Origin of the sequence: Pseudomonas plecoglossicida NBRC 103162 = DSM 15088 (assembly GCF_000730665.1) — a bacterium.
Lineage (GTDB): Bacteria > Pseudomonadota > Gammaproteobacteria > Pseudomonadales > Pseudomonadaceae > Aquipseudomonas > Aquipseudomonas plecoglossicida.
The window spans coordinates 1-13100 of record NZ_BBIV01000059.1 but is presented as its reverse complement, the minus strand read 5'-3'; the positions used below and the strand labels follow the sequence as shown (position 1 = coordinate 13100).

Here is a 13100-nt window from a genome sequence, read left to right as displayed (position 1 = left end):
AGAAGAGGCGGCCGGTTTTCGTGTGCCGGCAGAGAGCGAAGGTCAGGCTCGAGCGGGCTCGCTGGCGGTCTGGACTGTGGCCTTGGCCGCATCCTTGGCCGCATCCTTGGCTGCCTTGTCCTCTATGTTGACCGCATGCAGGCCCTTGGGGCCCTGGATGATATCGAAACTCACGACCTGACCGGCCTTGAGTGTCTTGTATCCGTCCATCTGGATGGCCGAGTAATGAGCGAAAAGGTCATCGGATTTACCTTCCTCGTTGATGAATCCGTAGCCCTTGGCATTGTTGAACCACTTGACTTTACCGCTTGCCATCCTTATGTCCCTCTGCAAAGGACTCCATCACTGGAGTATCATCCACTTCATCCGCATACGAACCATGCGAAAAATCTGGTTGACTGCGCGGATCTTTATCGACCACGGTGGGTTCTTATTGGTTGTAACACCGTTTTGCCGATAGTCAAGGTCAGCCAGTGCGCGCACTGGCGCCGGCCTGCGCGGTCAACCCACAACGTTAACCTGTCGATCATGATGAAATTCTTTCCATGCATGCACCTAGTGAGATTCGACTAACATTCAATCAGGATCGCCCGCAATCGAACGAGGACGACGGCTCAGGTCTTGCAGTACAGGAAGCCAAGCCGATCCTGCAGGCGCCACCGATGTACAAGGTGGTTTTGTTCAACGATGACTACACGCCGATGGATTTCGTCGTCGAAGTGCTCGAAACGTTCTTTAGTCTGAACCGCGAGCTGGCGACCAAGATCATGCTGACCGTCCATACCGAGGGGCGGGCAGTGTGCGGATTGTTTACCCGTGACATCGCCGAGACAAAGGCCATGCAGGTCAACCAATACGCCAGGGAAAGCCAGCATCCGCTACTCTGTGAAATCGAGAAGGACGGTTAATCGCCGACCATTTGGGTATGAGGTGAAGCTATGTTAAACCGCGAGCTCGAAGTCACCCTCAATCTTGCCTTCAAGGAGGCTCGTTCGAAGCGTCATGAGTTCATGACCGTCGAGCATCTGCTGCTTGCACTCCTTGACAATGAGGCTGCGGCGACCGTTCTGCGCGCCTGTGGCGCCAATCTCGACAAGCTCAAGCACGACCTGCAAGAGTTCATCGATTCCACTACACCCCTTATCCCCGTCAATGACGAAGACCGTGAAACCCAGCCGACCCTGGGCTTCCAGCGTGTGCTGCAGCGTGCCGTGTTCCACGTGCAGAGCTCTGGCAAGCGCGAGGTGACCGGCGCCAATGTGCTGGTGGCGATCTTCAGCGAACAGGAAAGCCAGGCCGTGTTCCTGCTCAAGCAGCAGAGCGTGGCCCGTATCGACGTGGTCAATTACATCGCCCATGGCATCTCCAAGGTACCGGGCCATGGCTCGCACAGTGAAAGCGACCAGGAAATGCAGGACGAGGAGGGCGGCGAAACCTCGTCTTCGAGCAACCCGCTGGACGCCTATGCCAGCAACCTCAACGAGCTGGCCCGCGCCGGCCGTATCGACCCGCTGGTAGGTCGCGAGCAGGAGGTCGAGCGCGTTGCGCAGATCCTCGCCCGTCGTCGCAAGAACAACCCGTTGCTGGTCGGCGAGGCTGGCGTGGGCAAGACGGCCATCGCCGAAGGCCTGGCCAAGCGTATCGTCGATGGCCAGGTGCCTGACCTGCTGGCGCAGAGCGTGGTGTATTCCCTCGATCTTGGTGCGCTGCTGGCCGGTACCAAGTACCGTGGCGATTTCGAAAAACGCTTCAAGGCATTGCTCGGCGAGCTGCGCAAGCGCCCGCAGGCGATCCTGTTCATCGACGAGATCCACACCATCATCGGCGCCGGTGCGGCGTCCGGCGGCGTGATGGATGCCTCGAACCTGCTCAAGCCCTTGCTGTCGTCCGGCGAGATCCGCTGCATCGGCTCGACCACGTTCCAGGAGTTTCGTGGCATCTTCGAGAAGGACCGTGCCCTGGCGCGGCGCTTCCAGAAGGTCGATGTCAGCGAACCTTCGGTCGAAGACACCGTCGGTATCCTGCGTGGTCTGAAGGGGCGATTCGAAAGCCATCACAACATCGAGTACAGCGACGAAGCGCTGCGCGCTGCTGCCGAGCTGGCCTCGCGCTACATCAACGATCGCCACATGCCTGACAAGGCCATCGACGTGATCGACGAGGCGGGTGCCTATCAGCGCCTGCAGCCTGAGGCCAACCGGGTCAAGCGCATCGACGTGCCGCAGGTCGAGGACATCGTCGCCAAGATCGCGCGGATTCCGCCGAAGCATGTCACCAGTTCCGACAAAGAGCTGCTGCGCAACCTGGAACGCGACCTGAAGCTGACCGTGTTCGGTCAGGATGCTGCCATCGACTCGCTGGCCACGGCCATCAAACTGTCCCGCGCCGGCCTCAAGGCACCGGACAAGCCGGTCGGTTCGTTCCTGTTCGCTGGCCCTACCGGCGTCGGCAAGACCGAAGCGGCGCGGCAGCTGGCCAAGGCCCTGGGTGTCGAGCTGGTGCGCTTCGACATGTCCGAATACATGGAGCGGCACACCGTGTCGCGCCTGATCGGTGCGCCGCCAGGCTATGTCGGGTTCGACCAGGGTGGCCTGCTGACCGAGGCCATCACCAAGCAGCCGCATTGCGTGTTGCTGCTCGACGAAATCGAGAAGGCCCACCCGGAAGTCTTCAACCTGCTGCTGCAGGTGATGGACCACGGCACGCTGACCGACAACAATGGGCGCAAGGCCGACTTCCGCAACGTGATCCTGATCATGACCACCAACGCCGGGGCTGAAACCGCGGCGCGGGCGTCGATCGGCTTCACTCACCAGGACCATGCGTCCGATGCCATGGACGTCATCCGCAAGAGCTTCACGCCAGAGTTCCGCAACCGCCTGGATACCATCATCCAGTTCGGCCGCCTGAGCCACGAGACGATCAAGAGCATCGTCGACAAGTTCCTCATCGAACTGCAGGCCCAGCTGGAAGACAAGCGCGTGTTGCTGGAAGTCAGCGATGCCGCACGCGGCTGGCTGGCGGCCTCGGGCTACGACGTGCAGATGGGTGCGCGGCCGATGGCGCGGCTTATCCAGGACAAGATCAAGCGGCCACTGGCCGAGGAGATCCTGTTTGGCGAGCTGGCCGAGCATGGGGGTGTGGTGCACATCGACCTGCGCGATGGCGAACTGGTGTTCGACTTCGAGACCACGGCCGAGGTGGCTTGAGCCAAGGGCCGCCTTGCGGCCCAATCGCCGGCGAGCCGGCTCCCACAGGTCCTGTAGGAGCCAGCTTGCTGGCGATTGGGCTGCACAGCAGCCCCTTGCAATTTCCAAGGCACAAAAAAGCCCGGCACATGGCCGGGCTTTTTCATGGCTGGAGCTTAGCGCGCACGGTAGGTGATGCGGCCCTTGCTCAGGTCGTAGGGCGTCAGCTCGACGCGGACCTTGTCGCCAGTGAGAATGCGGATGTAGTTCTTGCGCATCTTTCCGGAGATGTGCGCGGTTACGACGTGCCCGTTTTCCAACTCCACGCGGAACATGGTGTTGGGCAGGGTGTCGACGACAGTACCTTCCATTTCGAAGCTGTCTTCTTTCGACATGCAGTTGAGCCCTCGGTATCCAGTGTAGGCCCGACGCATATCCGCACCGGGCAAAAAAGTGGCGTGGATTATGCCCGAAAAGAGTGTGTCAAGCCAATGCTTTCAGTTGAGGGTGACCCAGCGCTGGTTGATCAGCAATTCGATGGGGCGGTACTGGGTCTTGTAGTTCATCTTCTTGCAGTTCTTGATCCAGTAGCCGAGGTACACCGCCTCCAGGTCCTGCCTGAGCGCTTCGGTGATCTGCCAGAGGATGGCGAAACGCCCCAGGCTGCGCCGCTCTTCATCGGGCTCGTAGAAGGTGTAGACCGCGGACAGGCCATTGGGCAGCAGGTCGCACACCGCCACGGCCAGCAGCCGCCCGGCCAGGCGGAACTCGTAGAACCAGCAGAACGGCAGGTCGCGCACCAGGAAGGTGGAAAACTGGTCGCGACTCGGCGGGTACATGTCGCCATCGGCGTGGCGGGTCTCGATGTAGCGCCGGTACAGGTCGAAGTACTCTTCCTTGAATGCCGGGCGCGCGGCCGTCACGGTGAGGTCGGCATTGCGCTTGAGGATGCGCCGCTGCTGGCGGTTGGGAATAAAGCGCGCCGCCGGGATGCGGGCCGGAACGCAGGCATTGCAGTTCTGGCAGTGCGGCCGATACAGGTGGTCGCCGCTACGTCGAAAACCCATCTCCGACAGGTCGGCGTAGACATGCACATCCATTGGCTGGCTGGGGTCGAGGAACAGGGTAGTCGCCTGCTCGTCCGGCAGGTAGCTGCAGGAATGGGGCTGAGTGGCATAGAACTTCAACCGCGCCAACTCTGTCATGATCGACCCCTTCGGTGAGACGTTGCATTAAGTGTAAGCCAGCTGAGAAAACTCGCCTAGGTCAGCCAGGTGGCGCCGTTGGGCTGGTCGAGGTGCTGCACGAGGTACTCGGCGAAGCGCGCACGGCTGATGGCGCGGGCGCCAAGGCTGTGCAGGTGGTTGGTCGGCATCTGGCAGTCGATCAGCACGAAGCCTGCGTCACGCAGGTGTTCGACGAGGGTCACGAAGCCGACCTTGGAGGCGTTGTCGGCGCGGCTGAACATCGACTCGCCGAAGAACAGTCGGCCCATGGCCAGGCCATAGAGCCCGCCGACCAGTTCACCGTCATGGCGTACCTCCACTGAGTGGGCGATGCCGCGACGGTGCAGCTCGCAGTAGGTATCGCGCATGGTGTCGGTGATCCAGGTGCCGTCGGCATAGTCGCGGGGTGCAGCGCAGGCGGCGATCACGGCCGCGAAGTCGGTGTCGAAGCTGACCTGATAGCGCCCCTGGCGCATCAGCTTGGCCAGCGAGCGCGAGACGTGCAGTTCGTCCGGGAACAGCACGGTGCGCGGGTCGGGTGACCACCACAGGATGGGCTGGCCGTCCTGGTACCAGGGGAAGCAGCCATGGCGATAGGCCTGCACCAGGCGATCGGGGCTCAGGTCTCCGCCGGCAGCGAGCAAACCGTTGGGGTCGTGCAGGGCCTTTTCCAGGGGCGGGAAGGTCAGCGAGTCGCGAGTCAGCCAGGTGAGCATGGTCTATCGTGCGGTGGGGGAGGGGAGAGGGCAGCATGGCGCGAGCGTAAAGCAGGGTCAATCTCTTTGCCCTGGCGGGCCGCACGGCCGGCATTTTCCTGCACATTCATGAAGGCGCAGGCACCGTCGGGCACATTTGCTGTCACACCTGTGCAAAAACACAGCATAAGCCTTTGTCACAAAAGAAAATGCGTGCTCAAATTGCAGGTATACGAAAGTCGCCCCCAGCCAGCTCCATACGGCGTGCCGCCATGGCGGCCGGCGGGCAGTAATGTTAAAAGTAGGGGTTCATTGGCCAGACACAGGCCGATCACTACTGGACGCGCAGCACGCGCAGGAATAGACGCGTTTTGAAGAAATCCACCGCAACTCCAGCTCCTTTGCCAGTGCCCCTGTGGCGGCAGCAGCTGCATTACCGCCTCAAGGAGGGTGCGTTGATCGCTGTCGGCGCCCTGTGCCTGTACCTGTGGATGGCACTGCTGACCTACGACACCTCCGATCCGGGCTTCAGCCACACCAGCAACGCCGAGCAGGTGCAGAACGCCGCCGGGCGTGCCGGTGCATACTTCGCCGACATCCTGTTCATGGTGCTTGGCTATTTCGCCTACATCTTCCCGCTGCTGCTGGCGATCAAGACCTGGCAGATCTTCCGCGAACGCCACCAGCCCTGGCAGTGGAGCGGCTGGCTGTTCTCCTGGCGATTGATCGGCCTGGTGTTCCTGGTGCTCTCCGGTGCAGCCCTGGCGCATATCCATTTCCACCCTCCGGCCAGCCTGCCGTTCTCGGCTGGCGGCGCCCTGGGCGAAAGCCTCGGCGACCTCGCGCGCAACTTGCTCAACGTGCAGGGCAGCACGCTGATGTTCATCGCCCTGTTCCTGTTCGGCCTGACCGTGTTCACCGACCTGTCCTGGTTCAAGGTGATGGACATGACCGGCAAGATCACCCTCGACCTGTTCGAGCTGGTGCAGGGTGCGGCCAATCGCTGGTGGGAAGCACGCAACGAGCGCAAGCGCCTTGAGGCGCAGCTGCGCGAGGTCGACGAGCCGCGTTTCGACCCCGCGCCCATGGCTGCCGAGAAACGCGAGCCGATCAAGCCGCAGCCACAGCCGCGTGAGCGCATCGTCGAGCGCGATGAAGCACCGGCTCGTCCGGTCGTGCCGCGTGAACCTGTGGTGCCGCGCGAGACTGTGGTTGCACGTGAGACCGTGGCGCCGCGCGAGACCGTGGTACCCCGCGAGCAACCTGCGGCGCCGGTGATCATGCCGCCTGCGCTGAAGGCCCCGGAGCCAAGCAAGCGGGTGATGAAAGAGAAACAGACGCCGCTGTTCGTCGACAGCGCCGTGGAAGGCACCCTGCCGTCGATCTCCATTCTGGACCCGGCCGAAGAGAAGAAGATCGAGTACTCGCCGGAATCGCTGGCCGGTGTCGGCCAGCTGCTGGAAATCAAGCTCAAGGAATTCGGCGTGGAGGTCGCGGTGGACTCCATCCACCCGGGCCCGGTGATCACCCGTTACGAAATCCAGCCGGCAGCCGGGGTCAAGGTCAGCCGTATCGCCAACCTGGCCAAGGACCTTGCACGCTCCCTGGCGGTGACCAGCGTGCGTGTGGTCGAGGTCATTCCCGGCAAGACCACCGTCGGTATCGAGATCCCCAACGAGAACCGCCAGATGGTGCGCTTCTCCGAAGTGCTGGCGACGCCGCAGTACGATGAACAGAAGTCGCCGGTCACCCTGGCCCTGGGCCACGACATCGGCGGCAAGCCGGTGATCACCGACCTTGCCAAGATGCCGCACCTGTTGGTGGCCGGTACCACCGGTTCCGGTAAGTCGGTGGGTGTGAACGCGATGATCCTGTCGATCCTGTTCAAGTCCAGCCCCGAAGACGCACGGCTGATCATGATCGACCCGAAGATGCTCGAGCTGTCGATCTACGAAGGCATCCCGCACCTGCTGTGCCCGGTGGTCACCGACATGAAGGACGCCGCCAACGCGCTGCGCTGGAGCGTGGCCGAGATGGAGCGGCGCTACAAGCTGATGGCCGCCATGGGCGTGCGTAACCTGGCCGGCTTCAACCGTAAGATCAAGGACGCCCAGGAAGCCGGCGAGATCATCCATGACCCGCTGTACCGCCGCGAGAGCATGGACGACGAGCCGCCCGCGCTGAAGACCCTGCCGACCATCGTGGTGGTGGTCGACGAATTCGCCGACATGATGATGATCGTCGGCAAGAAGGTCGAAGAGCTGATCGCCCGTATCGCACAGAAGGCGCGGGCTGCCGGTATCCACCTGATCCTTGCTACCCAGCGCCCGTCGGTGGACGTGATCACCGGCCTGATCAAGGCCAACATCCCGACCCGCATGGCGTTCCAGGTGTCGAGCAAGATCGACTCGCGGACCATCATCGACCAGGGCGGTGCCGAGCAGCTGCTGGGCCACGGTGACATGCTGTACATGCCGCCCGGCACCAGCCTGCCGATCCGTGTGCACGGTGCGTTCGTCTCCGACGATGAAGTGCACCGCACGGTCGAGGCGTGGAAGCTGCGTGGCGCACCGGACTATAACGACGACATCCTCAATGGCGTGGAAGAGGCCGGCAGCGGCTTCGATGGCGGCGGCGGTGGTGGCGATGGTGACGATGCCGAAACCGATGCCCTGTATGATGAGGCCGTGCAGTTCGTGCTGGAAAGCCGCCGCGCTTCCATCTCGGCCGTGCAGCGCAAGCTGAAGATCGGCTACAACCGCGCTGCGCGGATGATCGAGTCGATGGAAATGGCCGGTGTGGTCACCCCGATGAACAGCAACGGCTCGCGGGAAGTGATTGCCCCGGGCGGCCCGCGCGACTGATGAACACCTTGCCGGGCGCCAACGGTGGCGCCCGGCTTTTTCAATGCTCAATGAGGATTCCCATGCGCGCGATTCGCATGCTGTTGGTTTCTGCCCTGACCCTGGGCTCGGTTACTGCTTATGCCGGTGAGCAAGACGTACAACGCCTGACCCAGTTGCTGGAAAAATCCCAGACCATCGAGGCCAACTTCTCCCAGCTGACCCTGGACGCCGGCGGCACCAGCCTGCAGGAAACGTCCGGCAAGATGACCGTGAAGCGTCCGGGCCTGTTCTACTGGCACACCAATGCACCGCAAGAGCAGGTGGTGGTGTCCGACGGCAAGAACGTCACCCTGTGGGACCCGGACCTGGAGCAGGCGACCATCAAGAAGCTCGATCAGCGCTTGAACCAGACCCCGGCGCTGCTGCTCTCCGGTGACGTGTCGAAGATCAGCCAGAGCTTCGACATCACCTCCAAGGAGCAGGGCGAAGTGATGGACTTCACCCTCAAGCCGAAGACCAAGGACACCTTGTTCGACTCGCTGCGCGTGTCGTTCCGCAAGGGCCTGATCAACGACATGCAGCTGGTCGACAGCGTTGGCCAGCGTACCAACATCCTGTTCAATGGCGTGAAGGCCAACCAGGCGGTACCGGACAGCCAGTTCAAGTTCGACATCCCCAAAGGCGCGGACGTCATCAAGGAGTAAGCAGAGCGCACCATGGACCTGTTTCGAAGCGAACCCGTTGCCCAGCCCCTCGCTGCTCGCCTGCGCCCGTCCAACCTGGACGAGTACGTCGGCCAGGAGCACCTGCTGGCGCGCGGCAAACCGCTGCGCGAGGCGCTGGAGCAGGGTGCGCTGCACTCGATGATCTTCTGGGGGCCGCCGGGGGTGGGCAAGACCACCCTCGCGCGGTTGCTGGCGCAGTTTTGCGATGCGCACTTCGAGACGGTGTCGGCGGTGCTGGCCGGGGTCAAGGAGATCCGCCAGGCCGTTGAAGTGGCCAAGCAGCAGGCCGGCCAGTATGGCCGGCGCACCATCCTGTTCGTCGACGAAGTGCACCGCTTCAACAAGTCCCAGCAAGATGCCTTCCTGCCCTACGTGGAGGACGGCACGCTGCTGTTCATCGGCGCCACTACCGAGAACCCGTCGTTCGAGCTGAACAACGCGTTGCTGTCGCGGGCGCGGGTGTACGTGCTCAAGAGTCTCGACGAAGCGGCGCTGCGCAAGCTGGTCAATCGCGCGCTGACCGAGGAGCGCGGGCTGGGCAAACGCAACCTGCGCGTCGGTGACGACGCCTTCAAGATGCTCATGGCCGCCGCCGATGGCGATGGCCGGCGCATGCTCAATTTCCTCGAGAACGCGTCCGACCTGGCCGAAGATGGCGGCGAGATCGCCGTCGAGTTGCTGCAAAGCCTGCTGGGCGACAGCCGCCGGCGCTTCGACAAGGGTGGCGAGGCCTTCTACGACCAGATTTCCGCGCTGCACAAATCGGTGCGCGGCTCCAATCCCGATGCCGCGCTGTACTGGTTCGCGCGCATGCTCGACGGCGGCTGCGACCCGCTGTACATCGCCCGCCGCGTGGTGCGCATGGCCAGCGAAGATATCGGCAACGCCGACCCTCGTGCGCTGAGCCTGTGCCTGGCCGCCTGGGACGTGCAGGAGCGCCTGGGCAGCCCGGAAGGTGAACTGGCGGTGGCCCAGGCCATCACCTACATCGCCTGCGCACCGAAGAGCAACGCCGTGTACATGGGCTTCAAGACCGCCTTGCGCGAGGCAGCCGAGCACGGCTCGCTCGAGGTGCCGCTGCACCTGCGCAACGCGCCGACCAAGCTGATGAAGCAACTGGGCTATGGCGATGAATACCGCTACGCCCACGATGAGCCCGATGCCTATGCCGCCGGCGAAGACTACTTCCCCGAACAGCTCGAACCACGTCCGTATTACCAGCCGGTGCCCCGTGGCCTGGAACTGAAGATCGGCGAAAAGCTGCGCCATCTGCACGAGCTTGACCGCAACAGCCCCAGGCAACGGAGAAAACCGTGATCGCACTCATCGCCGCCGTCAGCGCGGGCGGTATCGCCGGCACCTTGTTGCGTTTCGCCACCGCGAACTGGGTCGCGGCCAACTGGCCACGGCATTTCTACCTCGGTACGCTGGCCGTCAACCTGGTCGGCTGCCTGCTGATCGGCTTGCTCTACGGCCTGTTCCTGCACAAACCGCTGGCTCCCGTGGAGCTGCGCGCAGGCCTGATCGTCGGCTTCCTGGGCGGCCTGACGACGTTTTCCTCCTTTTCGCTCGATACCGTGCGCCTCATGGAAAGTGGGCAGGTGCCCCTGGCCGTGGGCTATACCGGTATTAGCGTGATGGGCGGGCTTCTGGCCACCTGGGCCGGCCTGTCCCTGACCCGACTCTGAACCAACCTTTATACATAACGAGAGAACGACATGCTCGATTCCAAACTGTTACGCGGCCAACTCCAGGAAGTGGCTGACCGCCTCGCCTCCCGTGGCTTCAGCCTGGATGTCGCGCGCATCGAATCACTGGAAGAACGCCGCAAGGCGGTACAGACCCGTACCGAGCAGTTGCAGGCCGAGCGTAACGCCCGCTCCAAGTCGATCGGCCAGGCCAAGGCCAAAGGCGAGGACATCGCGCCGCTGATGGCCGACGTCGAGCGCATGGCCAACGAACTGGCGGCTGGCAAGGTCGAGCTGGACGGCATCCAGGCTGAGCTGGACGGCATCCTGCTGACCATCCCCAACCTGCCGGACGCCAGCGTACCGGTCGGTGCCAGCGAAGACGACAACGTCGAAGTGCGCCGCTGGGGTACGCCGCAAGCCTTCGACTTCGAGATCAAGGACCACGTCGCCCTGGGCGAAGTCAGCGGTGGCCTGGACTTCGAAGCCGCGGCCAAGCTGTCCGGTGCCCGCTTCGCCGTGCTGCGTGGACCGGTGGCCCGCCTGCACCGTGCCCTGGCGCAGTTCATGATCAACCTGCACACCGGCGAGCACGGCTACGAGGAGCACTACACCCCGTACCTGGTGCAGGCCCCGGCTCTGCAAGGCACCGGCCAGTTGCCGAAGTTCGAGGAAGACCTGTTCAAGATCAGCCGCGAAGGCGAAGCCGACTTCTACCTGATCCCGACGGCCGAAGTGTCGCTGACCAACCTGGTTGCCGACCAGATCCTCGACGCCAAGCAGCTGCCGCTCAAGCTGGTCGCCCACACCCCGTGCTTCCGCAGTGAAGCCGGCGCGTCCGGCCGCGACACCCGCGGCATGATCCGCCAGCATCAGTTCGACAAGGTCGAGATGGTGCAGATCGTCGAACCGTCCAAGTCGATGGAAGCCCTGGAGGGCCTGACTGCCAACGCCGAGCGCGTATTGCAGCTGCTGGAACTGCCGTATCGCGTGTTGGCCCTGTGCACTGGCGACATGGGCTTCGGCGCCGTGAAGACCTACGACCTGGAAGTGTGGGTGCCGAGCCAGGACAAGTACCGCGAAATCAGCTCCTGCTCCAACTGCGGCGACTTCCAGGCCCGCCGCATGCAGGCCCGCTGGCGCAACCCGGAAACCGGCAAGCCTGAGCTGGTGCACACCCTGAATGGCTCCGGCCTGGCAGTGGGTCGTACCCTGGTGGCGGTGCTGGAGAACTACCAGCAGGCCGACGGTTCGATCCGCGTGCCGGAAGTGCTCAAGCCGTACATGGGTGGTGTCGAGGTCATCCGCTAAATGGATTACCTGCCGCTGTTCCACAAGCTGCAAGGCGGCCGCGTGCTGGTCGTCGGCGGCGGTGAAATCGCCTTGCGCAAGGCGCGCCTGCTGGCCGATGCCGGTGCCGCGTTGCGTGTGGTGGCGCCGGACGTCGATGGCCAGCTGGCCGCGTTGGCCCGTGAGGGTGGCGGCGAAGTCCTGGTGCGTGGCTACCAGGCGGCCGACCTGGTCGGTTGCCGGCTGGTGATCGCGGCAACCGACGACCCTGGGCTCAATGCCCAGGTGTCGGCCGATGCGCAGGCGCTGAGCCTGCCGGTCAACGTGGTGGACGCGCCTGCCCTGTGCACGGTGATCTTCCCGGCGATCGTCGACCGCTCGCCCTTGGTGGTGGCAGTCTCCAGCGGCGGTGACGCCCCGGTGCTGGCGCGCCTGATCCGCGCCAAGCTGGAGGCCTGGATTCCGTCGGCCTATGGTGAACTGGCCGGGTTGGCTGCGCGCTTTCGCGACAAGGTCAAGGCGTTGTACCCGGACGTCAACCAGCGCCGTGGGTTCTGGGAAACCGTGTTCCAGGGGCCGGTTGCCGAACGCCAGTTGGCGGGGCAGGGCGCAGAGGCTGAAAAGCTGCTGCAGGCCATGGTCGACGGCGCGCCGGTGCAGCAGGGCGGTGAGGTGTATCTGGTGGGTGCAGGGCCGGGCGACCCGGACCTGCTGACCTTCCGGGCCTTGCGCCTGATGCAGCAAGCCGATGTGGTGCTGTACGACCGCCTGGTGGCTCCCGCGATCATCGAGATGTGCCGGCGCGATGCCGAGCGTATCTATGTGGGCAAGCGCCGCGCTGACCATGCCGTGCCACAGGACCAGATCAACCGCCTGCTGGTCGACCTGGCGCAGCAGGGCAAGCGTGTGCTGCGCCTGAAGGGAGGCGATCCGTTCATCTTCGGCCGGGGTGGCGAAGAGATCGAGGAGCTGGCCGAGCATGGCATCCCGTTCCAGGTGGTGCCGGGCATTACCGCGGCCAGTGGGTGTTCCGCTTACGGCGGTATTCCACTGACTCACCGCGACTATGCCCAGTCGGTGCGGTTCGTCACCGGGCACCTCAAGGACGGGACCAGCAACCTGCCTTGGGATGACCTCGTCGCTCCGGCGCAGACCCTGGTGTTCTACATGGGCTTGGTGGGGTTGCCGACCATCTGTGCCGAGCTGATTCGTCATGGTCGCGCGGCCAGCACGCCAGCGGCGCTGGTGCAGCAGGGCACGACGCGTAATCAGCGGGTGTTTACCGGGACGCTGGCGGATTTGCCAGCGTTGGTGGCACAGCATGAAGTGCATGCGCCGACCCTGGTGATCGTCGGGGAAGTGGTGCAGTTGCGCGAGAAACTGGCCTGGTTCGAAGGTTCGCAGCAGGACTGAAGCCGTTGGGGCCGCTTTGCGGCCCATCG

12 protein-coding genes are annotated in these 13100 nt (G+C 63.6%); 8 read left to right on the top strand and 4 right to left on the bottom strand.

Features of this window, described 5'->3' with window-relative positions; all coding sequences use genetic code 11:
* Positions 1-42: 42 nt before the first annotated feature.
* Entirely contained in the window at positions 43-315 is a 273-nt protein-coding gene (gene cspD, locus PPL01S_RS22765) for a cold shock domain-containing protein CspD (RefSeq protein WP_028626204.1), read from the bottom strand.
* Positions 316-545: 230 nt separating this feature from the next.
* On the opposite strand from cspD, the gene clpS reads away from it, so the two are divergent.
* Positions 546-908, top strand: coding sequence for an ATP-dependent Clp protease adapter ClpS (gene clpS, locus PPL01S_RS22760; protein WP_003251220.1), 363 nt, complete (start codon positions 546-548; stop codon positions 906-908).
* Positions 909-938: 30 nt separating this feature from the next.
* Positions 939-3209, top strand: a complete 2271-nt coding sequence (gene clpA / locus PPL01S_RS22755) for an ATP-dependent Clp protease ATP-binding subunit ClpA (RefSeq protein WP_028626205.1) — start codon at positions 939-941, stop codon at positions 3207-3209.
* A gap of 155 nt (positions 3210-3364) precedes the next feature.
* Here the strand turns inward: clpA and infA are convergent, their stop codons facing one another.
* From infA to aat, 3 genes are all read right to left on the bottom strand, one after another.
* The gene (gene infA, locus PPL01S_RS22750; RefSeq protein ID WP_002553999.1) at positions 3365-3583 is read right to left on the bottom strand and encodes a translation initiation factor IF-1; all 219 of its coding nucleotides are present in this window, start codon (positions 3581-3583) and stop codon (positions 3365-3367) included.
* 102 nt (positions 3584-3685) lie between these two features.
* Entirely contained in the window at positions 3686-4393 is a 708-nt protein-coding gene (locus tag PPL01S_RS22745; RefSeq protein WP_008097741.1) for an arginyltransferase, read from the bottom strand.
* Between the two features lie 56 nt (positions 4394-4449).
* Entirely contained in the window at positions 4450-5130 is a 681-nt protein-coding gene (aat, locus tag PPL01S_RS22740) for a leucyl/phenylalanyl-tRNA--protein transferase (protein ID WP_028626206.1), read from the bottom strand.
* A gap of 350 nt (positions 5131-5480) precedes the next feature.
* Here aat and PPL01S_RS22735 point away from each other — a divergent pair, with 350 nt between their 5' ends.
* The 6 genes from PPL01S_RS22735 (at position 5481) to cysG (ending at position 13071) form a co-directional block, all read left to right on the top strand.
* On the top strand, positions 5481-7973 hold the full coding sequence (locus PPL01S_RS22735) for a DNA translocase FtsK (protein ID WP_016392719.1): 2493 nt from the start codon (positions 5481-5483) through the stop codon (positions 7971-7973).
* 62 nt (positions 7974-8035) lie between these two features.
* On the top strand, positions 8036-8659 hold the full coding sequence (gene lolA / locus PPL01S_RS22730; protein ID WP_016392718.1) for an outer membrane lipoprotein periplasmic chaperone LolA: 624 nt from the start codon (positions 8036-8038) through the stop codon (positions 8657-8659).
* A gap of 12 nt (positions 8660-8671) precedes the next feature.
* Positions 8672-9997 carry a replication-associated recombination protein A gene (locus PPL01S_RS22725; protein ID WP_016392717.1) on the top strand — a complete coding sequence of 442 codons (1326 nt, stop codon included), beginning with the start codon at positions 8672-8674 and terminating at the stop codon, positions 9995-9997.
* A complete protein-coding gene (gene crcB / locus PPL01S_RS22720) occupies positions 9994-10368 on the top strand; it encodes a fluoride efflux transporter CrcB (RefSeq protein WP_016392716.1) in 375 nt (124 codons plus the stop codon). The genes PPL01S_RS22725 and crcB overlap by 4 nt, the downstream gene beginning before the upstream one ends.
* 30 nt (positions 10369-10398) lie before the next feature.
* The gene (gene serS, locus PPL01S_RS22715) at positions 10399-11679 is read left to right on the top strand and encodes a serine--tRNA ligase (RefSeq protein ID WP_016392715.1); all 1281 of its coding nucleotides are present in this window, start codon (positions 10399-10401) and stop codon (positions 11677-11679) included.
* Complete coding sequence (gene cysG, locus PPL01S_RS22710) at positions 11680-13071, top strand: siroheme synthase CysG (RefSeq protein WP_016392714.1); 1392 nt, start codon at positions 11680-11682, stop codon at positions 13069-13071. It begins immediately after the preceding gene.
* Positions 13072-13100 lie beyond the last annotated feature (29 nt).